We start from the raw sequence: 23816 nt of genomic DNA, 5'->3' as shown, positions 1-23816 counted from the left end.
AGGTCCCCGACGGCTCGTCAGGCCCGTTCGGCCCGTCCTACGATCCCGGCGTCCGGGACACGGTGGTGGAGGGGAGCGACTCGATGACGACGGTGGCAGCGGAGACGGATCCGTACGGCCGGTCACTGGCCGAGCTGTTCGCGGCGCAGGTGCGCAGGCATCCGCAGCGGTACGCGGTCGACGGGCCGCTGCTGCGGTACACGTACGCCGAACTCGGTGCGCTGGCCGAGCGGTTCGCCCGTGGGCTGGGTGGTGCCGGGGTGGGCCGGGGTGCGGTGGTCGGTGTGCTGGGGCAGCGCGGTCCTGAGGCCTGTGCGGCGCTGCTCGGCGTGGCCTACGCCGGGGCGAGCTACCTGCCGCTGGACGCCGCGCTGCCGCCCGAGCGGCTGCACGGCATGCTGGCCGACGCCGGTGCGGTGGCCGTGGTCCGGCTGCCGGGGGCGGGCCGGCTCGCCGGGGCGGACGTGCCGGTGCTGCGGTACCAGGAGGTGCTGGCGGCAGGCGGGTCGGCGGGTGACGAGCCGTTCGAGCTGCCGGGACCGGAGGCGGCGGCGTACGTGATGTTCACCTCCGGCACCACCGGCCGGCCGAAGGCGGTGGCGGTGCCGCAGCGCGGGGTGGCCCGGCTCTCGGTGGCCAACGGCTTCTTCGAACCCGGCCCCGAGGACCGGGTGCTGCACGCCGCGACGCTCTCCTTCGACGCCTCGGTGCTGGAGTTCTGGCCGACCCTGCTGAACGGCGCCTGCCTGGTGCCGGTCCCCTCCGAAGTGCTGCTGTCCGCACCGGAGTTGCACCGGGTGGTGCGGGAGCGGGGGATCACCGCGCTGTTCCTCACCACCAGCATCTTCCACCGGATCGCCGGGGAGCGGCCGGAGACCTTCGCGGGCCTGCGCTACGTGCTGACCGGCGGCGAGGCGCGGCGGGCGGACGCCGCCCGACGGGTGCTCGAACTCGGCCGCCCGCAGCACCTGGTGAACGCCTACGGGCCCACCGAGGCGGCCTGTGTGGCCACCGCCCAGCTGGTCACCGAGGTCCCGGCGGAGGCGACCGGGGTGCCGATCGGCCGCCCGATCGCCGACACCGTCTGCCATGTGCTGCGCGAGGACGGCAGCCCGGCCGGCGCCGACGAGGAGGGTGAGCTGTATCTCGGTGGCGGCGGGATCGCCACCGGCTACCTGAACGACCCCGAGGAGAGCGCCCGCCGGTTCCGCACCCTAGGCCTCGGGCCCGACGGTGCTCCCCAACTGCTGTACCGCAGCGGTGACTTCGTGCTCCGTCGGCCGGACGGCGGGCTGGAGTTCCGGGGCCGCAGGGACGACCAGGTCAAGGTGCGCGGCTTCCGGATCGAACCGGAGGAGGTCCGCCGCGCGCTGACCGACCACCCGGACGTCACCGACGCGGTGCTGGTGGCCCGGGAGGACGGCATCACCCGACGGCTGGCCGCCTACGTCGCCGTCCGGGCCGGATCTGCGCCCACCGCAGCGGAGTTGCGGACCCACCTGGCCGGGCGGCTGCCCGCCTTCATGGTCCCGGCCACCGTCACGGTGCTGGACCGGCTGCCGCTCGCCCCGAACGGCAAGGTGGACCGGGCCGCGCTGCCCGAGCCGGCCCGGGCGGCCGAGCAGCCGCAGCCGGAGCCCGGTACCGAGTCGGTGGCCGACACGGTGGCCCGGGTGTGGGCCGCGGTGCTGCCCGCCGGCCGGGCCGAACCGGAGGAGGACTTCTTCGCGGCCGGCGGCAGCTCGCTGCTGGCCGTCCAGCTGGTGGCCCGGGTGCAGCAGGAGCTGGGCATCAGCGACCTGCACAACTACCGACTGGTCACCGAGCTGCTCGGCGAACCGGTGCTGCGGGCCTTCGGGACGGCCGTGGCGGAGCTGGTCCGCACCGCCGCCGCCGAGCAGCCGGCCGCCCCGGCCGACCGCTGGCGGCCCGACCTGAGCTGGGACCAGCCCCGGATCACCACCGCGTTCCCCCGGCCGGGCTGGCGCACCCCGCACCACGTGTTCCTCACCGGCGCCACCGGCTTCTTCGGCGCCTACCTGCTGCGCGAACTGCTCGACCGTACCGACGCGGACGTGCACGCCCTGGTCCGGGCCCGCGACACCGACCACGCCCACCGCCGGCTCGCCGAGGCCCAGCTCAGGTACGGCATCGAGCGGCCGCTGCCCGCCCACCGGGTGCGCCCGGTGCTGGGCGATCTGGCCAGGCCCGGACTGGGCATGAGCGAGCTCGAGTGGGACTACCAGGCCGGCAGCACCGACGTGATCCACCACTGCGGGGCCGAGGTCAACTTCCTCTACCCGTACGAGAAACTGCGGGCCGCCAACGTGCACGGCACCCAGGAGATCATCCGGCTCGCGGCCGCCCGGGCGATCCCGCTGCACCACATCTCCACCGTCGCGGTGGTGCACGGCATGGGGGCGGCCGGGGTCCGGGAGGTCACCGAAGCCACCCCGCTCGACCACGTCGAACTGCTGTCGATGGGCTACACCGAGAGCAAGTGGGTGGCCGAGGAGCTGGTCCGGGGCGCCGGTCGGGCCGGGCTGCCGGTCGCGATCCACCGCCCGTACGAGCTGTCCGGGGACACCACCGGGTACACCTGGAACAGCGCCGCCGCGCTCTGCGAGTTCTTCCGGGTGATCGCCGAACTGCGGCTGGCCCCCGACCTCGACCTGCCGCTCAACCTGGTGCCGATCGACTTCGCGGCCGGTGCGGTGGTCCGGCTGGCGACCCACCGGGCCGCCGAGGGGCAGACCTACCACCTGACCAACCCGCGTGAGGCGATGCTCGGCGACCTGGTGGAGCGGCTGCGCGCGTACGGCCACCCGATCCGCACCGTCGGCTACCACGCCTGGGTGGACGCCCTGCTCGCCCACCTCGCGGACCGCCCGGACCACCCGTTCGCGCCGTTCGTCCCGCTGTTCACCACCGAGGCCGCGGGCGGCGGCGCGACCGTCGAGGAGCTGGCCACCTCGCGCTTCTCGCCCCGGCTCGACCGGGCCGGGATCGAACGGGACCTGGCGGGCAGCGGTCTGGTCTGCCCGCCCGTCGACGCCGAGCTGCTGGACCGCTACCTCGACTACTTCCACGCCTCCGGCTTCATCGCGGCCCCGCTCGCCGAGGAGGCCGTCGGTGTCTGAACTCCGCTGGGCGGGGCCGACCACGGACCTGTCCGATCCCAGGGCCTTCCTGCCCGAGCCGCCGTACGAGCTCTGGGCCGAGCAGCGCCGCAGCGGCCGACTGCACCGGCAGGACCGGGACGGCGCTCCGGCGTTCCACTCGGTGACCCGCTACCGCGACATCGACGCCGTGCTGCGGGACTCGGCCGGCTACAGCTCCGAGTGGGGCATGACCCTGGACACCGCGCTCGGCGAACCGGATCCGGCTGCCGGGCGGATGATCGAGCTGACCGACCCGCCGCGCCATCAGCGGCTGCGCAAGCTGGTCAGCAGCGGGCTGACCCGCTCCGCCACCCGCACCATGGACGGCCTGCTCCGGGACCGGGTCGAGCACTGGGTCGAGCAGGCCGTCCGGGCCGGCGAGACGGACTTCGTCGGCGCGGTCGCCGCCCGGGTACCGTCCGCCGGGGCCGGGTTGCTGCTCGGCCTCCCCGAGCGCGAGTGGGCCACCCTGGCCGACCGGGCGAGCCGCGCCGTCTGCGGCTCGCTCGGCGAACACGACCCCGGCGCCGGTGACCTGACGGCCCGTCGGCGTTCCACCGCGACCGCCAACGGGCAGCTGCTGGTGCACCTGGCCGGGCTGCTCGACCATGCCGAACTGGCCGAGGACGGGCTGATCCGCCGTCTGCTGGAGGCCGAGCTGGACGGCGACCGGCTGACCCGCGAGGAGGTCCTGCTGAACTGCCTCAACCTGGCGATCGGCGGCAACGAGACCACCAAGAACGCCACCGCCGCGGGCCTGGCCGCGTTCGCCGCGCACCCCGAGCAGTGGCAGTGGCTGCGCCGCCACCCCGAGCACGTCGACCGGGCGATCGAGGAGGTGCTGCGCTGGACCACACCCCCGCTGCACCTGGCCCGGACGGTGCTGCGCCCCACCCGCCTGGGCGGCACGGCGCTGGAGCCCGGCGACCTGCTCTGCCTCTGGCTGCCGTCGGCCAACCGGGACGAGGAGGTCTTCCCCGATCCGGACGTCTTCCGGGTCGACCGGGCGGTGAACCCGCACCTCTCGTTCACCAGCGGTCGGCACTTCTGCATGGGCGCCGCGCTGGCCCGCAGCCAGCTCCGGCTGGTGCTGGAGGCGCTGCTGGCCCGGGTCGACACCATCACCCTGCTCGGGCCGCCGACCCGCCGGGCGTCCAACTTCGTGGCCGCCTACGACACCCTCCCGCTCGCACTGTCGGCGGCCGGATAAGGCGCTCTAGTCGAGGAACAGCCCGCGGGCGGCGGCGGACTGCTCGATCGACTCCAGCCGGGCCTCGGCACCGGGGATGAAGTCGCACATGGTCTGCAGCAGCACCCGTCCGAGCATCATCGGCGCGCAGGCGGTGTCGAAGACCAGCCCGGTGCCGACGGCGGCCGGCAGCAGCAGGTCGGAGAGCTTGGCGACCGGGGCGAAGGCGCTGTCGGCCACCGTCAGCACGGTCAACCCGCAGTCCCGCGCGACCGTCAGAGCCTCCATCAGCTCCTTGGGGTAGCGCGGCAGCGCGAAGCAGAGCAGGGCCGAGGCCCCGGCCGCGACCGCCTGCTCCAGCCGGTCGGCGAGCATCGAGCCGCCCTCGTCGAGCAGCCGGACGTCGGGGTGCACCTTGGCGGCGAAGTACGCGAAGCCCCTGGCCTGCGCGGAGGCGGCCCGCAGGCCGAGCACGGGCAGCGGCCGGGAGGCGGCCAGCAGTCGGGCGGCCCGGACGATCGGCTCGGGGTCGGCGAGCAGCTCGGCGAGGTGGCGCAGGTGGGCGATCTCGGCGAGTACGGCCTGCTGGTGCTCGTTGCGGACCACGTCGGCGTGCGACTCGGGGGCGGTCGGTTCGCCCGCGCCGAGTTCGCGGAGCTGCTTGCGCAGGGCCGGGTAGCCGTCGAAGCCGAGCGCGACCGCGAACCGGGTGACCGAGGGCTGGCTGACCCCGGCCAGCTCGGCGACCTCGACGCTGGAGAGGAACGGGGCCTCGGCGGCGTGCTTCACCAGCGAGTGGGCGATCCGGCGCTGGGTCGGGGTGAGCCGGTGCCCCTCGAACAGCTGGAGCAGCCGGGCGGACGGGCCGACCGTACCCGTGTCGTCCGTGGCGGTCATCAGCGGTTCCTCCGGGCAGCTCGGGCGGTGCTCCGGACGACTGTGCAGCAGTCCGGGGACACCGGCAACGAGGTATCGAACAGTGGGACGGGGCGGGCGCTCTCGGGGGTGACCCTGATTTACCCCTGAGGTGTCCCGGAAACCGCAGACCTGAAGTGGACCGGGCCGGGCGGGGGACGACAGGATGACTGGTATGAACAGTCGCCAGGACGACCTGAAGCGTGATCTCGACGCGGCTTTGCAGACCCGCAAGGAGCTCGGACAGGAGTACGAGACGGAGATCGTCGACTCCTTCCTGACCCGGCTGGACGCCCGGATCGACGCCCAGGTCGACCAGCGGGTGGAGGACCGGCTGGCCCAGCACGGGGTGGGCAACGGGCCGCGCGGCAGCCGGAGTTGGCCGGGCGCCGGACGGCTGCCGCTGATCTCGCTGGGCCTGGCCATTCCGCTCACCGCCATCGCGTCCGGCGAGCACCTGCCCGGGATGCTGGTCTGCTGGGCGGGCATCGTCGGGGTCAACTTCGCCGCCGCCTTCGCCGGCCGCAACGAGCGCGGCTCCCGCAGCCGGAGCGACTGGCACTGACGTCCAGTCACCCCGGCCTGGGGGGCACTACGCCAGCGGTCCGGTGACCTTCTCGACCGCGGTGACCAGCTCGCCGGTGGCGACCAGCGCGGCGGCGGCCTCCAGGTCGGGCGAGAGGAAGCGGTCGCGGCCGGCGCCGCCGACCCCGGCGGCCCGGGCGGTGGCCAGGGCGGTGGCGGTGGCGGGGGCCAGCGGGCCGCTGCCGTTGTCGAGCCGGATCTCCAGCGCGCGGGCCGAGGCGGTCAGTTCGACGGCCAGGATGCGGCCGAGGTTCTCCACCGACTGACGCAGCTTGCGGGCGGCGGACCAGCCCATCGAGACGTGGTCCTCCTGCATCGCGGAGGACGGGATCGAGTCCACCGAGGCCGGAACGGCGAGCCGCTTGTTCTCGCTGACCAGGGCGGCCTGGGTGTACTGAGCGATCATCAGGCCGGAGTCCACGCCCGGGTCGTCGGCCAGGAAGGCCGGCAGGCCGTGCGAGCGGGCCTTGTCGAGCAGCCGGTCGGTGCGGCGCTCGGAGATCGAGCCCAGGTCGGCGGCGGCGATGGCCAGGAAGTCCAGCACGTACGCGACCGGGGCGCCGTGGAAGTTGCCGTTCGACTCGACCCGGCCGTCGGGCAGCACCACCGGGTTGTCGACCGAGGCGGCCAGCTCGCGGGAGGCGACCAGCTGGGCGTGCGCCAGGGTGTCCCGGCCGGCGCCCGCGACCTGCGGGGCGCAGCGGATCGAGTACGCGTCCTGGACCCGGGGCGCGTCGTCCTGGTGATGGCCCGTCAGGGCGGAACCCTTGAGCACGGCGAGCATGTTGGCGGCGGACAGCGCCTGGCCCGGGTGCGGGCGGATCGGGCCGTGCAGCTCGGGGGCCAGCACCTTGTCGGTGCCGAGCAGTGCCTCCAGGGACATCGCGGCGGTGATGTCGGCGGTGGTGAACAGCCGGGCCAGGTCGGCCAGCGCCATCACCAGCATGCCGAGCATGCCGTCGGTGCCGTTGATGAGGGCCAGGCCCTCCTTCTCCAGCAGCTCGACCGGCTTGATACCGGCCTCGGCGAGCAGCTCGCCGGCGTCCCGCTCGACGCCGTCCGGGCCGAACGCGGTGCCCTCGCCCATCAGGGCGAGCGCGCAGTGCGACAGCGGCGCCAGGTCGCCGGAGCAGCCGAGCGAGCCGAACTCCCGGACCACCGGGGTGATGCCGGCGTTCAGTAGGGCGGCCATGGTCTGCGCGACCAGCGGGCGGACCCCGGTGCGGCCGGAGGCCAGCGTCTTCATCCGCAGGAAGATCAGCGCGCGGACCACCTCGCGCTCCACCACCGGGCCCATGCCGGCGGCGTGCGAGCGGACCAGCGAGCGCTGGAGCTGGGCCCGCAGCTCGGGGCTGATGTGCCGGACGGCGAGTGCACCGAAGCCGGTCGAGATGCCGTAGACCGGGCGCGGCTCGGCGGCCAGCGCGTCGATCCGGGCGCGGGCGGTGGCCATCTCGGCGAGCGCGTCGGGGCCGATCTCGACCCGGGCGTTGCCGCGCGCGACGGCGATCACGTCCTCCGCACTGACGTCGGCCTTGCCGACCAGGACCAGCGGAGCGTCGGGGTCCACAGCACTGTGCATATCCATATACACAATCACACCAGGTGAATGAAGATATGACAACTACGGTGCGGACACCTGGGCGAACGAGCGCCGGTACGAGCGGGGCGGCACGCCTCGGCGGCGGACGAACTGTTCGCGCAGCACCGCCGCGCTCCCGTACCCGACCCGGCGGGCGATCTCCTCGACCGGCAGGCTGGTGGTCTCCAGCAGTTCCTCGGCCCGGCTGAGCCGCAGGTTCAGCAGCCAGGAGTGCGGGGTGGTGCCGGTGGCCGCGGTGAAGCGGCGGGCGAAGGAGCGCCGGCTCATCAGGGCGCGGCGGGCCAGCTCGGCGACCGGGAGCGGCTGGTCGAGGTGCTCGCGGGCCCAGCCGAGCACCTCGCCGAGCCGTTCGTCCTGACAGTCCTCGGGGACGGGCGCCGCCACGTACTGGGCCTGCCCGCCGTCCCGGTGCGAGGGCAGCACCAGGTCCCGGGCGATCGCGTTGGCCGTCGCGGCGCCGTACTCCCGCCGGATCAGGTGCAGGCAGAGGTCGAAGCCGGCCGCCGCGCCCGCGCCCGTGACCAGCGGACCTTCGTCGACGTACAGGGCGGTGGAGTCGACCTGGACGGCCGGGTACTGACGGGCCAGCAGGTCGGCGAACCGCCAGTGGGTGGTGGCCCGGCGGCCGTCGAGCAGCCCGGCGGCCGCGAGGGCGAAGGCGCCGACGCAGTGGCTGGCGACCAGTGCGCCGCGCCGGTGGGCGGCTGACAGGGCGTCAAGGACGGCGGGTGCCGGTGGGGTGCGGAAGTCCGCCCAGGGCAGCGTGAGGACCAGATCGGCGGTGGCCAGCCGCTCCAGGCCGTGTCCGACCACGAGCGGCAGGCCGGTGTCGGTCCTGACCTGTCCGGGACGGTCGGTGCAGAGCGCGAAGTCGAAGACGGGCAGGCCGCCCCCGCGCGGGTCGAACACCTCGGCCACGATGCCGGCGGCCAGGATGCCGACGCCGGGCGGGGCGTAGGCGGCGACGGTCAGGAAAGGCATGCGGGGGAGTCTGGCACGAATCCCGCGATCAGCGGCAGGAAGGCCACTCGTACGGGTCCGGGTGGCCCGGAAGACTCAGGGCCATGAAAGACGCACCGCTCGGCCGCAGCGCCAAGTACACGATCCTGACCACCGGTTACACCCTCTCCACCGGCCCCGGCGTGGCCGCCACCGTCTCCTACCTGCGGGACGGCGACCGGCACGTGATCGTCGACCCGGGCATGGTGGCGAGCCGGGACCGCATCCTCGGCCCGCTCGCCGAGCTCGGCCTCGGCCCCGACGACATCACCGACGTGGTGCTCAGCCACCACCACCCGGACAACACCATGAACGTCGGCCTGTTCGGCCTGGCCCGGGTGCACGACCACAAGGCGGTCTACCAGGGCGACCAGTGGACCGACCGGGACGCCGAGGGATACGAGCTCACCCCGTCGCTGCGGCTGATCCGCACCCCCGGCCACAGCCCCGAGGACATCACCCTGCTGGCCGGCACCCCCGAGGGCGTGGTGGCCTTCGTCGGCGACCTCTGGTGGCGGCCGAACGGCCCGGTGGAGGACCCGGTCGCGTCGGACCACGACCAGCACCGCACCTCACGGCTGCGCGTCCTGGCCGCCGCCGACCTGCTCGTCCCCGGCCACGGACCCGCGTTCAAGGCCGACGAGAACGCACCGCTCTAGGACTTCCCGGCGGTGACGAGACCGGACTCGTAGGCCGCGATGACCGCCTGGGCGCGGTCCCGGACGGCGAGCTTGTCGAAGATGCTGGTGATGTGGTTCTTGACGGTGGAGAGGCTGAGCTCCAGGGCGCGGGCGATCCCGGCGTTGTCGAGGCCGGTGGCCATCAGACGCCACACCTCGACCTCGCGGGGCGTGAGTTCACCCAGGTCGGCCGGGGCCGGACGGGCATCGCGGGGTACCCGTACGTAGGTGGAGATCAGCCGGGTGAGCAGGCGCGGCGCGACCACGGCCTCGCCGGTGTGGACGGTGCGGATCGCCGCAGCCAGGTCCTCCGGGGAGCTGTCCTTGGGCAGGAACCCGTGGGCACCGGCACGCAGCGCGCCGACCACGTACTCGTCCAGGTCGAAGGTGCTGAGGGCCAGCACCCGGCAGCCGGGCAGGGTGGCGGCGAGCTCCGCGGTCGCGGCCACCCCGTCGAGGACGGGCATCCGGATGTCCATCACCACGACGTCGGGGCGCAGCCGGGCGGCGAGGGTGACGGCCTGAGCGCCGTTCTCGGCCTCGCCCACCACCTCGATGGACGGGTCGGGGGAGAGGATCAGCGACAGGCCGCGCCGGACCAGCGGCTGGTCGTCCGCGATCAGCACCCTGATCGGTGTCACCGGTGCACCTCCTCCGTGGTCAGCGGGAGCTCGGCCAGCACGCCGAAGCCTCCCTCGGGCAGCGGGCCGACGGTGAGCGTTCCGCCGTGCAGGGCGACGCGCTCGCGCATCCCGATCAGGCCGTAGCCGCCCGGACCGGTCGGTGGCGGCGCGTCCCCGCCGTCGTCCCGCACCTCGACGGTGACCAGGTTCTGACCGTACGTCAGCCGCACGGAGGCGCGGGCGGACCCCGCGTACTTGCGGGTGTTGGTCAGGGCCTCCTGGGCGATCCGGAAGACCGTCAGACCGACGGTCGGTGGCAGCGGGTGTACCGCCCCGTGGACCGTGAGCTCGGTCGGCAGCCCGGCCAGCCGGGACTCGGCCACCAGGCGGTCGAGGTCGTCGGCACCGGGCTGGGGCAGCGAGGGCGCGGCCTCCGGTTCGTCGTCGGCCCTTAGTACGTCGAGGAGTTGGCGCATCTCGCGGAGCGCGAGCCGCCCGGAGGACTCCAGGGTGACCAGGGCGTCCCGGACCACCTCGGGTCTGCCGAGGTTGGCCCGGGCGCCGCCGGCCATCAGCTGCATGGTGGTGATGTGGTGGGCCACGATGTCGTGCAACTCCCGTGCGATGCGGCGGCGTTCGTCGGCCACCGCACGGTCGGCGAGCAGCCTGCGGTTGGCCTCCACCTCCCGCTGCCAGCGGTTCACCGCGAGCGCGGCGCCGACCACGATCAGGACGGAGAGCGGCGGGCCGACGGCCTCCCGCCAGGGCGGGATCGGGTCGCTGCTCTGGCTCAGCACCGTCAGCGCCGCCGCCGCGACGGCGGCGACCGCCGTCACCCGGCCGGGGCAGGCCCGGGCGACCGAGTACAGGGCGACGACCAGGACGGCACCGAAGTGGCTGGGCAGCGGGAGGGTCAGCGCGGCGGTCGCGTCGAGGGCCAGTACGGCGGCGAGCACCGCCACCGGGTGGCTGCGCCGGGCGAGCAGTGGCACGGCCGCCACCGCGACGAGCAGGAACCCGGACACGCTCACCTGGTGCCGGCCACCGGGGTCGGTGAAGAACACGTAGCTGAGCAGGTTCAGTGCGCAGGCCCCGGCGGCCACGAGCGCGTCGTTGCGGGGCCACGGCGGCTCGCTGCTGCTGCTGGGCATTGTCCGTTCCCCTTCTGTCCGGCTGTCCCGAACAGCCTTGCACAGCGGCCGCAGCGGCAGTACCAGCGGCGGACCGGGCCCGTGACCCCCCCCCCCCCCCACGTCCGTACTCGAGCCCGTCCGTCGGAGGACTCCTTGATCCGCGCCCTGACCGGATACTCCACCAGAAACCCATGGAAGGTCATCTGCCTCTGGGCGGTGCTGGGTTTCGCCCTGACCGCCCTGGCCCCGACCATGATGGCCCGGGTCACCCAGCACCAGACCGGGAACTTCCTGCCCGCGAGCTACGACTCGGCCGCCGCGCTGCGGATCGCCGAGGAGCAGTTCGGGGTGGACCTCGAAGCCACCACCGTGACGGTGCTGGTCGCCAGGTCCGACGGCAGCGCCCTCAGCGCCGCCGACCAGCAGCGGGTCGAGGCGGAGGCGGCGAAGCTGGCCCAGCGCCGGGTGGCCATGCCGAGGAAGGACGACGCCCCGCAGTTCCTGGCCCCGGACGCTTCCCAGACGCCCCGGATCGCCCCGGCGATGACGGCGCCCGACCGGAGCTTCGAGCTGCTCTCCGTCCAGTTGGCCGGGAATCCGTCCGACGAGGGGGTCCAGGGGGTCTACCGGACCTTCCGGGATGCCGCCCGGACGCAGTTCGCCGACGCGGGGATGCGCACCGGCTTCACCGGTGGTCTCGCCGACCTGGTCGACAGCACCGATGCGAACGAGACCGCCACCAAGGTCGGCGGCGCCCTCGTCACGGGGCTCATCGTCCTGCTCAACGTGCTGGTGTTCCGCAGTGTGCTGGCAGCCGTGCTTCCGCTGCTCGCGGTCGCCCTGATCGGCGGCGTGGCGGCGGGTGCGGTCGCGGGTGCCGCGATGATCACCGGGAGCAAGCTCGACCCAAGCACCCCGGGCCTGATCAGCGTGGTCCTGCTCGGCATCGGCATCGACTACCTGCTGTTCCTGCTGTTCCGCTTCCGCGAGCAGTTGCGCGACCGGCCCGAGCAGCCCGCCCGCGAGGCGGCCGCCCAGGTCTCCGGCCGGGTGGGCACCGCGATCACCTCGGCGGCGCTGACCATCGTGGCCGCGTTCGCCACGCTGGGCCTGGCGACCTTCGGGCAGTTCCGCTCGCTGGGCCCGGCCATCGCCACCGCGGTCCTGGTGATGCTGCTCGGCAGCCTCACCCTGATGCCCGCGCTGCTCGCGGCCGCCGGGCGCAAGATGTTCTGGCCCTCCCGCGCTCTGCGCCGGCGACCGCCCGAGGGCCGCGCCGCCCGCTTCGGCGCACTGGTCACCCGACGGCCGCTGGCCATGCTGACAGTCTCCGTCGCCCTGCTCGCCGCGCTGGCCGCCGGGATGACCGGCATCCGGATGGACTACGGCCGGGGCGGCTCCGGGGAGCAGACGCCCGCGGTGGCCACCGCGGCCGAGATCTCGCGCGCGCTGCCGGCCGGAGTGTCGGACCCGACCAGCGTCTTCGTCACCGCCACCGACGGCGGCACCCTCAGCACCGCCGGGCTGGACGGCCTCTCCCGGGCACTCACCCAGGTCGGCGGCGTGGGCCAGGTCGCACCGACCGTCCTGAACAAGGACCACCGGGCCGCCCGGATCGACCTCTACCCGACCGCCGACCCGCAGAGCCAGCAGGCCCGCGACCTGGCCTCCGGGCCGATCCGGGCTGCGGTCGCCCAGCACACGCCCGCCGGGACGACGGCCCACGTGGGCGGGTCGGCGGCGATCCTCGCGGACGTCTCGACCGCCGTCGACCACGACCTCACGATCGTGTTCCCGGTCGCGGCCGCGCTGATCGGGCTGATCCTGCTGCTGCTCCTGCGCAGTCTGCTCGCCCCGGTGGTCCTGATGCTCTCCGTCGGGCTCGGTTTCGCCGCCACCCTCGGCGCCGCCACCCTGCTGTTCCAGCACGGCCTCGGCCGGCCGGGCGTCAGCTTCACGCTCCCCCTGGTGCTGTTCCTGTTCGTGGTGGCCCTGGGCACCGACTACAACATCCTGATCGCCGACCGGATCCGGGAGGAGATGCAGCGGCCGGGCTCGGCCCGGGCCGCCGTGGCCCGTGCGGTACGGCACACGGCACCGGCCATCGCGACGGCCGGTCTGGTGCTGGCCGGCTCCTTCGCCACGCTCGCCACCACCCCGGGAAGCGAACAGGTCGCCTTCGCGATGGCGCTCGGCATCATGCTCTCCGCGCTGGTCCTCTCATTGGTGCTGGTCCCCGCCCTCGCGGCACTCCTCGGCCGGGCCATCTGGTGGCCGCTCCGCCCGCGGGCCGTCGAGGCCGGCCACCCTCAGCACCGCGCGTGGTCCGAGGCCGTCCGGGAGCCGTCGTAGCCTGGCAGGCGGTGGCCGGTCGGCCGTGAAAGGGGTACGAATGGCACGGGCGACGGTGCGGCGGCGGGTGCTGCGGCTGCGCGGCGACGAGCGGGGCGAGCGGGCGGACCTGCTGGCGGCGGAGGAACCGCTGGAGATCCGGGTCGGCGGCGAGCCGCTGACCGTGACCATGCGCACCCCTGGCCACGACTTCGATCTGGTGGCGGGCTTCCTGGTCGGCGAGGGGATGTTGCACGCCTCGGAGGAGCTGGCCGCGCTGCGGTACTGCGCCGGGACCGACGCGGACGGGCTGAACACCTACAACGTGGTGGACGCGACGCTGCGCGGCGGCCGCCCCGCCCTGACGACCCACCGGAACCTGCTGACCACCAGCGCCTGCGGCCTGTGCGGCCGGGACACCGTGGACGCGGTACGGACCCGGGTGCGCTGGCCGGTCGCGGACGACCGAGTCCGGGTGCGGCCGCAGGTGCTGTACGGGCTGCCGGACCAACTCCGGGCCGCCCAGCGGGCGTTCGACTCGACCGGTGGCCTGCACGCGGCCGGTCTCTTCACGGCGGAGGGCGAGCTGCTCTGCGTCCGGGAGGACGTCGGACGCCACAACGCGGTCGACAAGGTGGTGGGCTGGGCGCTCCGGGAGGGCCTGCTGCCGCTGACCGGGCACCTGCTGCTGGTGAGCGGGCGGGCCTCGTTCGAGCTGACCCAGAAGGCGGCGCTGGCGGGCATCCCGGTGCTGGCCGCCGTCTCGGCGCCGTCCTCGCTGGCGGTGGAGCTGGCGGAGGAGCTGGGCCTGACCCTGATCGGCTTCCTGCGTGGCGAGGGGGCCAACGTCTACACGGGTGCCGACCGGTTGGCCTGATCCTGCAACAGCTTGGTGTCGCACGGTTGTTGACGGTCCGTGCGCGGGCATCCCGTCAGTAGGCCCTGGCGTTCGGGGCCGGACGGGGGTCTGCACAGCCATGCGCGTGATCCACGAGATGAAACTGGTCGGCCGCCTCGCCTCGGGCGCCGACGAGTGGTCCTGCCCCACCTGCGGCCGCCGGATCGCTCTCCGCCAACCGCCCCACCCCGACCTGCAGATTCTCGAGGAGGGTGACGAGACCGCCGTCCACGTCGGCGTGATCAACCCGGGCCCGGCCGCCTCGGCCTCCGCCGAGAAGTACGGACTGGGCCCGATCCAGGAGATCCCCCGCCCGCCGAAACCCGTCGCCCCGGAGGCCCCGCACGCCGACGACCGCGCCTGGCTCGCCGACAACGGCATCAGCTGGAACGACGGCGACGCGGCCTGAGCAGTACCGAAAGCCCGGGGTTGCCTCTGGCCGCCGTTCGGATGATTGGATATATTCAGTCGAACAGGCTTTGAATGAATCCATCCGCAAGGAGACCGTGAGCATGGTGCAGCAGCAGGGCAGTGGTCCGCGCGAGGTGCGTGCGGCGCGTGGGACGCAGCTGACGACGCAGGGCTGGCAGCAGGAGGCCGCCCTGCGGATGCTCATGAACAACCTCGACCCCGAGGTGGCCGAGCACCCGTCGAAGCTGGTGGTCTACGGCGGCACCGGCAAGGCGGCCCGGGACTGGCGCTCGTACGACGCGATGGTGCGCACGCTGCAGACCCTCAAGCAGGACGAGACCATGCTGGTCCAGTCCGGGCGGCCGGTCGGTGTGATGCAGACCCACGAGTGGGCGCCCCGGGTGCTGATCGCCAACTCCAACCTGGTCGGCGACTGGGCCAACTGGGAGGAGTTCCGCCGGCTGGAGAACCTCGGGCTCACCATGTACGGCCAGATGACGGCCGGCTCCTGGATCTACATCGGTACCCAGGGCATCCTGCAGGGCACGTACGAGACCTTCGGTGCCGTCGCGGCGAAGAAGTTCAACGACACCCTTGAGGGCACCATCACCCTGACCGCCGGTCTCGGCGGCATGGGCGGCGCCCAGCCGCTGGCCGTCACCATGAACGGTGGCGTGGCGATCTGTATCGACTGCGACCCGTCCCGGATCGCCCGCCGGATCGAGCACCGCTACCTGGACGTCGAGGCCAAGAACCTCGACCACGCGCTCGAACTCGCCACCGCCGCCCGGGACAAGAAGCAGCCGCTGTCGATCGGCCTGCTGGGCAACGCGGCCGAGCTGTTCCCGCAGCTGCTCGCGATGGACGCGCCGATCGACATCGTGACCGACCAGACCAGCGCGCACGACCCGCTGGCCTACCTGCCGATCGGTGTCGACTTCGACGACATGGCGGCCTACGCGGCGGCCGAGCCGGCCGACTTCACCCGGCGCTCGCGCGAGTCGATGGCCAGGCACGTCGAGGCGATGGTCGGCTTCCAGGACCGTGGCGCCGAGGTCTTCGACTACGGCAACTCGATCCGTGGCGAGGCCAAGCTCGCGGGCTACGAGCGCGCGTTCGACTTCCCCGGCTTCGTGCCGGCGTACATCCGGCCGCTGTTCTGCGAGGGCAAGGGCCCGTTCCGCTGGGCCGCGCTCTCGGGTGACGCGCAGGACATCTACAAGACCGACAAGGCCGTGCTCGACCTCTTCCCGGAGAACGAGTCGCTGCACCGCTGGATCAAGATGGCCCAGGAGAAGGTGCACTTCCAGGGCCTCCCGGCGCGGATCTGCTGGCTCGGCTACGGCGAGCGCGACAAGGCCGGCGAGCGCTTCAACGACATGGTCGCGTCCGGCGAGCTGTCCGCGCCGATCGTGATCGGCCGCGACCACCTGGACTGCGGCTCGGTGGCCTCCCCGTACCGGGAGACCGAGGCGATGCTGGACGGCTCCGACGCGATCGCCGACTGGCCGCTGCTGAACGCCATGGTCAACGTCGCCTCCGGCGCCTCCTGGGTCTCCATCCACCACGGCGGCGGCGTCGGCATCGGCCGCTCGATCCACGCGGGCCAGGTCACGGTCGCCGACGGCACCGCGCTGGCGGGCGAGAAGATCCGCCGGGTGCTCACCAACGACCCGGGCATGGGCGTGATCCGGCACGTGGACGCGGGCTACGACCGCGCGGTCGAGGTCGCCGACGAGCGTGGTGTGCGCATCCCGATGGGTGAGCTGTGACCTTCGAATCGATGTGGGCGGAGCTGCTCCCCGTGGGCCGCTCCGCCTCCTCCGGGGGCTACCGCCGGCACGCCTGGAACTCGGCCGACGCCGAGTGCCGGGCCTGGTTCGAGCAGCAGGCCACCAACCGGGGCCTGACGTACGAGCTGGACCGCAACGGCAACCAGTGGGCCTGGCTGGGCGATCCGACCGCAGAGGGCGCGATCGTCACCGGCTCGCACCTGGACTCGGTGCCGGACGGCGGCGCCTTCGACGGCCCGCTCGGGGTGGTCTCCTCCTTCGCCGCGCTGGACGAACTCCGTGACCGGGGTACGGAGTTCACCCGCCCGCTGGCGATCGTCAACTTCGGCGACGAGGAGGGTGCCCGGTTCGGCGTGGCCTGCATCGGCTCCCGGCTCAGCGCCGGGGTGCTCTCCCGCGAGAGCGCGTACGAGCTGCGCGACGCCGACGGCGTCCGGCTGCCCGACGCGATGGAGCGGGCGGGCTACGACCCGGCCGCGATCGGTGCGGACGACGACCGGCTGCGCCGGATCGGCGCCTTCGTCGAGCTGCACGTCGAGCAGGGCCGCTACCTGACGGAGGATCAGCCGGTCGGCGTGGCCAGCGCGATCTGGCCGCACGGCCGGTGGCGGTTCGACTTCCACGGCGAGGCCAACCACGCCGGGACCACCCGGATCGAGGACCGCCGCGACCCGATGCTGACCTTCGCCGACACCGTCCTGTCGGCCCGGCAGCAGGCCGAACTGGCCGGGGCGCTGGCCACCTTCGGCAAGGTCGCGGTGGAGCCGAACGGCACCAACGCGATCGCCTCGCTGATCCGCGGCTGGCTGGACTCCCGGGCGGCCGACGAGAGCGTGCTGACCGAACTGGTCGAGCAGATCAGGCAGTCCGCACTGCGGCGGGGCGAGCGGGACGGCGTCCGGGTCGAACTGACCCGCGAGTCGTACACCCCGGTGGTCGACTTCGACGGACCGCTGCGCGACCGCCTCGCCAAGCGTCTGGGCGGCGTGCCGGTGCTGCCGACCGGAGCAGGACACGACGCCGGAATCCTGGCATCGGCCGTCCCGACCGCCATGCTGTTCGTACGTAACCCGAGCGGGGTCTCGCACTCCCCGGCCGAGTACGCCGAGCAGGCCGACTGCCTGGCCGGTGTGACCGCGCTCGCCGACGTCCTGGAGGATCTGGCGTGTCAGTGACCACCTACTGGGCCGAGCACGCCTGGCTGCCGCACGCCAACGGCCCGGTGGTCGAGCGGGACGTGCAGATCGCGGTGGCGGACGGGCGGATCACCCGGGTCACGCCGGACAGCGGGCCCTGCCCGTCCGGCGCGGTCCGCCTGGCCGGGCTGCTGCTGCCCGGCCAGGCGAATGCCCACTCGCACGCCTTCCACCGGGCGCTCCGGGGTAGCGTCCAGGTCGGCTCCGGCACCTTCTGGACCTGGCGGGACACCATGTACCGGTTCGCCGGTGCGCTCGACCCGGACAGCTACCTGGCGCTGGCCACCGCCGTCTACGCCGAGATGGCACTCGCCGGGATCACCAGCGTGGGCGAGTTCCACTACCTGCACCACGCTCCCGGCGGCAGCCGGTACGCCGACCCGAACGCGATGGGCCACGCCCTGATCGAGGCGGCGGCCCGGGCCGGTATCCGGATCACCCTGCTGGACACCTGCTACCTCTCCTCCGGCTTCGGGGCCGAACCGACCAGGCCCCAACTCCGGTTCAGCGACGGTGACTCGGACGCCTGGGCAGAGCGGGTCAGCGCTCTCAAGCCGACCGAGCACGCCCGGATCGGCGCTGCCGTGCACTCCGTCCGGGCCGTCCCCGCCGGGCAGTTGAGCACCGTCGCGCAGTGGGCCGCGCAGGCCGAGGCCCCGCTGCACGTCCACCTCTCCGAGCAGACCGCCGAGAACGACGCCTGCCTCACCGCCCACGGCGTCACCCCCACCAGGCTGCTCGCCGACCACGGCGTGCTCGGGCCGCGCACCTCCGCGGTGCACGCCACCCACCTGACGGACGAGGACATCCAGCTGCTCTCGGACTCCTCGACCACCATCTGCATGTGCCCCACCACCGAACGGGACCTCGCGGACGGCATCGGGCCGGCCCGGCGGCTGGCCAGTGCCGGCTGCCCGGTCACCCTCGGCAGCGACAGCCACGCGGTGATCGACCCGTTCGAGGAGGCCCGGGCCCTGGAGCTGGACGAACGCCTGCGGACCCGCACCCGGGGCCACTGGACCGCCAACTCCCTGCTCCGGGCGGGCAGTCAGGACGGCCACGCCTCCCTCGGCTGGTCCGAGGCGGGCCGGATCGAGGTCGGCGCACTGGCCGACTTCACCGTGCTGGCGCTCGACTCGGTCCGTACCGCCGGGCCGCCGCCCGCACTCGGCGCCGAGACGGCGGTCTTCGCCGCCTCGGCCGCCGACGTCCGCCACGTGGTGGTCGGCGGCCGGCACATCGTCAATGCCCGAGAGGGGCTGATCCTCTCGGGCACACGTGTCGCAGGCGCTCAGCCAGGCACCACCAGGGGCTCGAGGAACGGCGACGCCGACCTCGGAAGCGTTCAACGTACGTACATGGTCAGGCACTTTCGCATGTCGCCCCTGGACCGTAGATGCCTGAGCTCCCCTCGAAAGGCAATCCCGTGAGCACCCTGATCACCAACCTCGGTTCCCTGGTCACCAACACCGGCACCCCCCTGACCGACGCCGCCGTGGTGATCGACGGAGACCGGATCGCCTGGGTCGGCGCAGCCGCCGCCGCGCCGCCCGCCGACGACCGCTTCGACGCCGAGGGCCGGGCGATGATCCCCGGCTTCGTCGACTCGCATGCCCACCTGGTCTTCGCCGGTGACCGCACCGCCGAGTTCAACGCCCGGATGAGCGGCCAGTCCTACACCGCGGGCGGCATCAAAACCACCGTCGCCGCCACCCGCGCCGCCACCGACGCCGAGCTGGAGGCGAACCTCACCCGCTTCATCGGCGAGGCGCTCTGCCAGGGCACCACCACCATCGAGTGCAAGTCGGGCTACGGCCTGACCACCGAGGACGAGGCCCGCGCGCTGCGGATCGCCGCCGCGCACACCCCGGAGACCACCTACCTCGGCGCCCACGTGGTGGCCCCGGAGTTCAAGGACGACCCGGCGGCGTACGTCGACCTGGTGACCGGCGAGATGCTGGACGCCTGTGCCCCGCACGCCCGTTGGGTGGACGTGTTCTGCGAGCAGGGCGCCTTCGACGGCGACCAGGCCCGGGCGATCCTGACCGCCGGGGCCAAGCGCGGGCTGATCCCCCGGGTACACGCCAACCAGCTGCACCACGGCCCGGGCGTCCAGCTCGCGGTCGAGCTGGGGGCGGCCTCGGCCGACCACTGCACTCACCTGACCGACGCCGACGTGGACGCGCTGGCCGGTGGCGACACCGTCGCCACGCTGCTCCCCGGCGCGGAGTTCTCCACCCGGGCGAAGTACCCGGACGCGCGCCGCCTGCTGGACGCGGGCGTCACCGTCGCGCTCTCCACCGACTGCAACCCCGGCTCCAGCTTCACCAGTTCGATGGCGTTCTGCATCGCGGTCGCGGTCCGCGAGATGGGCATGACCCCGGACGAGGCGGTGTACGCGGCCACCGCCGGCGGCGCTCGCGCGCTGCGCCGAACCGACGTCGGGCTCCCCCCCCCCCCCCCTCCGGGCTGAGCAGACGTCAGTGCACGTCGCCCATCAGCTTCACGACCTTCTTGCGGTACATCAGCAGCGCCACCCCGGCCAGGATGGCCAGCAGCCCCTGGGAGGCGAAGTACCAGGTGCTGCCGGTGGAGTCACCGACCAGCAGCTGGATGATCGAGGCGGTACAGTCGCCCGCGGTGACGGCGAGGAACCAGATGCCCATCATCTGGCTGGCGTACTTGGCGGGCGCCAGCTTGGTGGTGACGGAGAGTCCGACCGGGGAGAGGGTCAGTTCGCCGACGGTCTGGATCAGGTAGACCAGGGCCAGCCAGAGCGGGGTGACCTTGGTGCCACCGGAGGCGGCGGCCATCGCCAGCATCATCACCAGGAACGAGCCGCCGATCATCAGCAGGCCGAAGGCGAACTTCACCGTGGTGGACGGGTTCTGCCGGCGCCGGGCCAGCCAGACCCAGAGCCAGGCGAAGACCGGGGCCAGCGCCATGATGTAGAGCGGGTTGAGCGACTGGAACCAGCTGGACGGGAAGTCGAACCCGAACAGCGAGGAGGCGGTGTTGTCCTGGGCGAACAGGTTCAGCGTGGAGCCGGACTGGTCGTAGATCATCCAGAACACGGCGGCGGCCACGAAGAACCAGATGTAGCCGCTCATCTTGGACTTCTCGTCGCTGCTCAGGTCCTTGTCCCGGCGCAGCCGGGCGAAGTAGACCACCGGGATCACGATGCCGGCGATCGAGAGCGGCCAGATGATCCAGTTGATGCTCAGACCGGTGGTCAGCGCGACCACGCCGTAGAAGACCACGGCCAGGGTCAGCCAGAACAGCGCCTTGCGGAGCACGCCGCGCTTCTCGGCCTCGGACATCGGAGCGGCCACCACGCTGCTGCGGGCGCTCAGGTGACGGCTGCCCAGCAGGTACTGGATCAGGCCGATCGCCATGCCGACCCCGGCCAGCGCGAAGCCGAGGTGCCAGTCCACCGTCTGTCCGACCGTGCCGATCACCAGCGGGGCGACGAAGGCACCGAGGTTGATGCCCATGTAGAAGATGGTGAAGCCACCGTCGCGGCGCGGGTCGTTGGGGCCGTCGTAGAGGTGGCCGACCATGGTGGAGATGTTGGCCTTGAGCAGGCCGGAGCCGATCGCGATCAGGCCCAGGCCGGCGAAGAAGGTGGCCTCGGGCGGCAGCGCCAGCGCGAAGTGGCCGAGCATGATGATCGCGCCGCCGATCGCGACCGTCTTGCGGGCGCCGAGGAAGCGGTCGGCGATCCAGCCGCCGGGCAGGGCGAGCAGGTAGACCATGGCGTTGTAGACGCTGTACACGGCGGCCGCCGTGGCGACCTTCATCCCGACGCCGCCGTCCGCGACGCTCGCGCCCATGTAGAGCACCAGCAGGGCGCGCATCCCGTAGAAGCTGAACCGCTCCCACATCTCCGTCATGAAGAGGGTGGCCAGTCCACGGGGGTGTCCGAAGAAGGTCGGGCCGCTGCTGGTCGGGTTCGGCGCAGTGCCGACGTCCAGAGTTGTTGACGCCATGAGTGGGGGTTCCTTGTGGCGGCGGGGCAGGGACCAGAACACTCTACGTCGCGTTTTCAGGACCTATCAGGGGACAAGGCCCTCTATATACCTAATGCCCGAGTAAAGAGAAACACCTCCACGGTGCCTGGATCCATGGTCATTCCGGGGCATGTCCTTGAAATCGCAGCCGCATCCGGCATATCTGTCGTCGATGTCATGATCAGTGCGAAAATCCCGCCGGAGGGCCGTGGGTCCGCCCCGCTAACGCTCTGTGAACTAGTTCACAGAGCCGACGGACCCTCAGGGGCCCCTCCGGCTCCCAGGTCGCCCCGGCGGGCCGAAGCCTCTGAACGTCGCGTCGCACTCGGACTACCATCTGCCACATGACCTGTGTGCTGCTGGCCGAGGACGACCCGGCGATCTCCGAACCGCTGGCCCGTGCGCTCCGACGGGAGGGCTACGAGGTGCTCGTCCGCGAGGAGGGCCCCGGGGCGCTCGCGGCCGGGCTCACCGAGGACGTCGACCTGATCGTGCTCGACCTCGGCCTGCCCGAGATGGACGGCCTGGAGGTGGCCCGTCGGCTCCGCGCCGAGGGCCGGACCTGTCCGGTGCTGGTGCTCACCGCCCGGGCCGACGAGGTGGACACCGTGGTCGGCCTGGACGCCGGGGCGGACGACTACGTCACCAAGCCGTTCCGGCTGGCCGAGCTGCTGGCCCGGGTCCGGGCGCTGCTCCGGCGTGGCAACGTGGACCAGCTGACCACCGGGGCGCACGGCGTGAAGATCGACATCGAGTCGCACCGCGCGTGGCTGGGAGAGGAGGAGCTGACCCTCTCCGCCAAGGAGTTCGAGCTGCTCCGGGTACTGGTCCGGGATGCCGGACGGGTGGTCACCCGGGAGGACATCATGCGTCAGGTCTGGGACACCACCTGGTGGACCTCGACCAAGACCCTGGACATGCACATCTCCTGGCTGCGCAAGAAGCTCGGCGACGACGCGGCCAACCCGCGCTACATCTCCACCGTCCGCGGCGTCGGCTTCCGCTTCGAGAAGAACTGATCAGGGGCAAGCCCGCGTGAAACGCCGGATGATCAACTCCCTGCTCGGCGTGGTCCTGGTGATGGTGGTGGTGTTCTGCGTCCCGATCGCCCTGGTCGAGAAGCAGTCCATCGTCAACGCCGCCGACGCCCGGGTGGACGCCCAGGCCGTCCGGGTGCTCGGCCTGGTGGAGAGCCGGCTCGCGGCGCAGGAGCCGATCACCGGCGAGAAGTTCACCGCCCAGCTCCCCGAGGGCGGCTACGTCACCATCGCGGTGCCGGGGCAGCCGGTGCTGTCGATCGGCACCCCGCCCGCGCCGCCGGTGCTCAGCGTCACCGAGTCCGGCGCCGACGGCGAGACGGTCACGGTGGTGCAGTCCCGGCGCGGGGTGGACCACGAGATCGCCAACATGCTGCTGCTGCTCGGCGCGGTCGCGCTGCTCGCGGTCCAGGCGGCGGTGGCGCTGGCGGTCTGGCAGGCCAAGCGGCTGGCCCGGCCGCTGGTCGACCTGGCGGAGACCGCCGAGCGGCTCGGCTCCGGTGACCCGAGGCCCCGGGACCGCCGGTACGGCGTACCGGAGCTGGACCGGGTGGCCGAGGTGCTGGACGCCAGCGCCGAGCGGATCGCCCGGATGCTGTCCGCCGAGCGACGGCTCTCCGCCGACGCCTCGCACCAGCTCCGTACCCCGCTCACCGCGCTCTCGATGCGGCTGGAGGAGATCAACACACTGGCGAGCGAGCCGGACACCGTGAAGGAGGAGTCCACCATCGCGCTCCAGCAGGTGGAGCGGCTCACCGACGTGGTGCAGCGGCTGCTCACCAACCAGCGCGACCCGCGCAGCCCCACGGCGGTGGTCTTCGAGCTGGACGAGGTGGTCAAGCAGCAGCTGGCCGAGTGGAGCCCGACCATGCGCGGCACCGGCCGGACCCTGCGGGTCGAGGGCCTGCGCGAGGTGCGGGTGCTGGGCACGCCCGGGATGGTGGCCCAGGTGCTGGCCACCCTGATCGAGAACTCGCTGATGCACGGCGCCGGGACGGTCACCGTCCGGGCCAGGCCGTCCGGCCGCTCGGTGGTGCTCGAGGTGCAGGACGAGGGCCCCGGAGTGCCGACCGAGCTGGGCAACCGGGTCTTCGAACGGGCCGTCAGCGGCCGCAACTCCACCGGCATCGGGCTCGCGGTGGCCCGCGACCTGGCCGAGGCGGACGGGGCGCGGCTGGAGCTGCTCTCGTTGCAGCCGCCGGTCTTCGCGCTCTTCCTCACCCGGGCGGACGAGGAGAGCTGAGACCTGGTC

Annotated in this window: 19 protein-coding genes; 13 read left to right on the top strand and 6 right to left on the bottom strand. The window is 72.9% G+C overall.

What is annotated here, in order from left to right; all coding sequences use genetic code 11:
* Positions 1 to 83: 83 nt before the first annotated feature.
* Together ACXJMZ_RS05055 and ACXJMZ_RS05050 are read left to right on the top strand one after the other, a co-directional pair.
* Entirely contained in the window at positions 84 to 3140 is a 3057-nt protein-coding gene (locus ACXJMZ_RS05055; protein WP_457028775.1) for a non-ribosomal peptide synthetase, read from the top strand.
* Entirely contained in the window at positions 3133 to 4371 is a 1239-nt protein-coding gene (locus tag ACXJMZ_RS05050) for a cytochrome P450 (protein ID WP_457028774.1), read from the top strand. The genes ACXJMZ_RS05055 and ACXJMZ_RS05050 overlap by 8 nt, the downstream gene beginning before the upstream one ends.
* A gap of 6 nt (positions 4372 to 4377) precedes the next feature.
* Here the strand turns inward: ACXJMZ_RS05050 and ACXJMZ_RS05045 are convergent, their stop codons facing one another.
* Positions 4378 to 5247 (bottom strand): MurR/RpiR family transcriptional regulator, encoded by an 870-nt coding sequence (locus ACXJMZ_RS05045; RefSeq protein WP_457028773.1) that lies wholly within the window; start codon positions 5245 to 5247, stop codon positions 4378 to 4380.
* Between the two features lie 193 nt (positions 5248 to 5440).
* On the opposite strand from ACXJMZ_RS05045, the gene ACXJMZ_RS05040 reads away from it, so the two are divergent.
* Positions 5441 to 5830: a hypothetical protein gene (locus ACXJMZ_RS05040; protein WP_457028772.1), complete on the top strand. Its 390-nt coding sequence runs from the start codon at positions 5441 to 5443 to the stop codon at positions 5828 to 5830.
* Between the two features lie 27 nt (positions 5831 to 5857).
* On the opposite strand, the gene hutH is transcribed toward ACXJMZ_RS05040, so the two are convergent.
* Both hutH and ACXJMZ_RS05030 read right to left on the bottom strand, forming a co-directional pair.
* Positions 5858 to 7432 carry a histidine ammonia-lyase gene (gene hutH / locus ACXJMZ_RS05035; RefSeq protein ID WP_457028972.1) on the bottom strand — a complete coding sequence of 525 codons (1575 nt, stop codon included), beginning with the start codon at positions 7430 to 7432 and terminating at the stop codon, positions 5858 to 5860.
* A 42-nt stretch (positions 7433 to 7474) separates the two neighbouring features.
* The gene (locus ACXJMZ_RS05030) at positions 7475 to 8434 is read right to left on the bottom strand and encodes a GlxA family transcriptional regulator (protein WP_457028771.1); all 960 of its coding nucleotides are present in this window, start codon (positions 8432 to 8434) and stop codon (positions 7475 to 7477) included.
* 83 nt (positions 8435 to 8517) lie between these two features.
* Between ACXJMZ_RS05030 and ACXJMZ_RS05025 the strand changes: the two genes are divergently transcribed.
* On the top strand, positions 8518 to 9111 hold the full coding sequence (locus ACXJMZ_RS05025; RefSeq protein WP_457028770.1) for an MBL fold metallo-hydrolase: 594 nt from the start codon (positions 8518 to 8520) through the stop codon (positions 9109 to 9111).
* Here ACXJMZ_RS05025 and ACXJMZ_RS05020 read toward each other — a convergent pair.
* Positions 9108 to 9773, bottom strand: coding sequence for a response regulator (locus tag ACXJMZ_RS05020; RefSeq protein ID WP_457028769.1), 666 nt, complete (start codon positions 9771 to 9773; stop codon positions 9108 to 9110). The two genes, ACXJMZ_RS05025 and ACXJMZ_RS05020, sit on opposite strands and share 4 nt — an antisense overlap.
* The gene (locus tag ACXJMZ_RS05015; RefSeq protein WP_457028768.1) at positions 9770 to 10906 is read right to left on the bottom strand and encodes a sensor histidine kinase; all 1137 of its coding nucleotides are present in this window, start codon (positions 10904 to 10906) and stop codon (positions 9770 to 9772) included. The genes ACXJMZ_RS05020 and ACXJMZ_RS05015 overlap by 4 nt, the downstream gene beginning before the upstream one ends.
* Before the next feature lie 135 nt (positions 10907 to 11041).
* On the opposite strand from ACXJMZ_RS05015, the gene ACXJMZ_RS05010 reads away from it, so the two are divergent.
* The 7 genes from ACXJMZ_RS05010 (at position 11042) to hutI (ending at position 19990) form a co-directional block, all read left to right on the top strand.
* The gene (locus ACXJMZ_RS05010; RefSeq protein ID WP_457028767.1) at positions 11042 to 13240 is read left to right on the top strand and encodes an MMPL family transporter; all 2199 of its coding nucleotides are present in this window, start codon (positions 11042 to 11044) and stop codon (positions 13238 to 13240) included.
* A 40-nt stretch (positions 13241 to 13280) separates the two neighbouring features.
* Positions 13281 to 14096 (top strand): formate dehydrogenase accessory sulfurtransferase FdhD, encoded by an 816-nt coding sequence (fdhD, locus tag ACXJMZ_RS05005; RefSeq protein WP_457028766.1) that lies wholly within the window; start codon positions 13281 to 13283, stop codon positions 14094 to 14096.
* Positions 14097 to 14202: 106 nt separating this feature from the next.
* The gene (locus ACXJMZ_RS05000) at positions 14203 to 14526 is read left to right on the top strand and encodes a hypothetical protein (protein ID WP_457028765.1); all 324 of its coding nucleotides are present in this window, start codon (positions 14203 to 14205) and stop codon (positions 14524 to 14526) included.
* Between the two features lie 103 nt (positions 14527 to 14629).
* On the top strand, positions 14630 to 16300 hold the full coding sequence (gene hutU, locus ACXJMZ_RS04995; RefSeq protein ID WP_457028764.1) for a urocanate hydratase: 1671 nt from the start codon (positions 14630 to 14632) through the stop codon (positions 16298 to 16300).
* A gap of 11 nt (positions 16301 to 16311) precedes the next feature.
* Entirely contained in the window at positions 16312 to 17496 is a 1185-nt protein-coding gene (locus ACXJMZ_RS04990) for an allantoate amidohydrolase (protein ID WP_457028971.1), read from the top strand.
* Entirely contained in the window at positions 17487 to 18947 is a 1461-nt protein-coding gene (locus ACXJMZ_RS04985; RefSeq protein ID WP_457028763.1) for a formimidoylglutamate deiminase, read from the top strand. Before ACXJMZ_RS04990 ends, ACXJMZ_RS04985 begins: the two co-directional genes overlap by 10 nt.
* Positions 18914 to 19990: an imidazolonepropionase gene (gene hutI, locus ACXJMZ_RS04980; protein WP_457028762.1), complete on the top strand. Its 1077-nt coding sequence runs from the start codon at positions 18914 to 18916 to the stop codon at positions 19988 to 19990. Before ACXJMZ_RS04985 ends, hutI begins: the two co-directional genes overlap by 34 nt.
* A gap of 7 nt (positions 19991 to 19997) precedes the next feature.
* Here the strand turns inward: hutI and ACXJMZ_RS04975 are convergent, their stop codons facing one another.
* Entirely contained in the window at positions 19998 to 21506 is a 1509-nt protein-coding gene (locus tag ACXJMZ_RS04975; RefSeq protein WP_457028761.1) for a peptide MFS transporter, read from the bottom strand.
* 365 nt (positions 21507 to 21871) lie between these two features.
* Here ACXJMZ_RS04975 and ACXJMZ_RS04970 point away from each other — a divergent pair, with 365 nt between their 5' ends.
* Both ACXJMZ_RS04970 and ACXJMZ_RS04965 read left to right on the top strand, forming a co-directional pair.
* Positions 21872 to 22546, top strand: a complete 675-nt coding sequence (locus ACXJMZ_RS04970) for a response regulator transcription factor (RefSeq protein WP_057231015.1) — start codon at positions 21872 to 21874, stop codon at positions 22544 to 22546.
* A gap of 16 nt (positions 22547 to 22562) precedes the next feature.
* Positions 22563 to 23807 (top strand): ATP-binding protein, encoded by a 1245-nt coding sequence (locus tag ACXJMZ_RS04965; protein ID WP_457028760.1) that lies wholly within the window; start codon positions 22563 to 22565, stop codon positions 23805 to 23807.
* The last annotated feature ends 9 nt before the right edge of the window (positions 23808 to 23816 follow it).

It is taken from the genome of Kitasatospora sp. P5_F3, assembly GCF_054049135.1.
This window is presented reverse-complemented; position numbering and strand designations above follow the sequence as displayed.

Excerpts from the sequence above, each read along its gene's own strand:
- ACXJMZ_RS05055 (WP_457028775.1), top strand. The coding sequence starts at position 84 with ATGACGACGGTGGCAGCGGAGACGGATCCGTACGGCCGGTCACTGGCC.
- ACXJMZ_RS05045 (WP_457028773.1), bottom strand. The coding sequence starts at position 5,247 with ATGACCGCCACGGACGACACGGGTACGGTCGGCCCGTCCGCCCGGCTG.
- ACXJMZ_RS05040 (WP_457028772.1), top strand. The coding sequence starts at position 5,441 with ATGAACAGTCGCCAGGACGACCTGAAGCGTGATCTCGACGCGGCTTTG.
- hutH (WP_457028972.1), bottom strand. The coding sequence starts at position 7,432 with ATGCACAGTGCTGTGGACCCCGACGCTCCGCTGGTCCTGGTCGGCAAG.
- ACXJMZ_RS05030 (WP_457028771.1), bottom strand. The coding sequence starts at position 8,434 with ATGCCTTTCCTGACCGTCGCCGCCTACGCCCCGCCCGGCGTCGGCATC.
- ACXJMZ_RS05025 (WP_457028770.1), top strand. The coding sequence starts at position 8,518 with ATGAAAGACGCACCGCTCGGCCGCAGCGCCAAGTACACGATCCTGACC.
- ACXJMZ_RS05015 (WP_457028768.1), bottom strand. The coding sequence starts at position 10,906 with ATGCCCAGCAGCAGCAGCGAGCCGCCGTGGCCCCGCAACGACGCGCTC.
- fdhD (WP_457028766.1), top strand. The coding sequence starts at position 13,281 with ATGGCACGGGCGACGGTGCGGCGGCGGGTGCTGCGGCTGCGCGGCGAC.
- hutU (WP_457028764.1), top strand. The coding sequence starts at position 14,630 with ATGGTGCAGCAGCAGGGCAGTGGTCCGCGCGAGGTGCGTGCGGCGCGT.
- ACXJMZ_RS04990 (WP_457028971.1), top strand. The coding sequence starts at position 16,312 with ATGTGGGCGGAGCTGCTCCCCGTGGGCCGCTCCGCCTCCTCCGGGGGC.
- hutI (WP_457028762.1), top strand. The coding sequence starts at position 18,914 with ATGCCTGAGCTCCCCTCGAAAGGCAATCCCGTGAGCACCCTGATCACC.
- ACXJMZ_RS04975 (WP_457028761.1), bottom strand. The coding sequence starts at position 21,506 with ATGGCGTCAACAACTCTGGACGTCGGCACTGCGCCGAACCCGACCAGC.
- ACXJMZ_RS04970 (WP_057231015.1), top strand. The coding sequence starts at position 21,872 with ATGACCTGTGTGCTGCTGGCCGAGGACGACCCGGCGATCTCCGAACCG.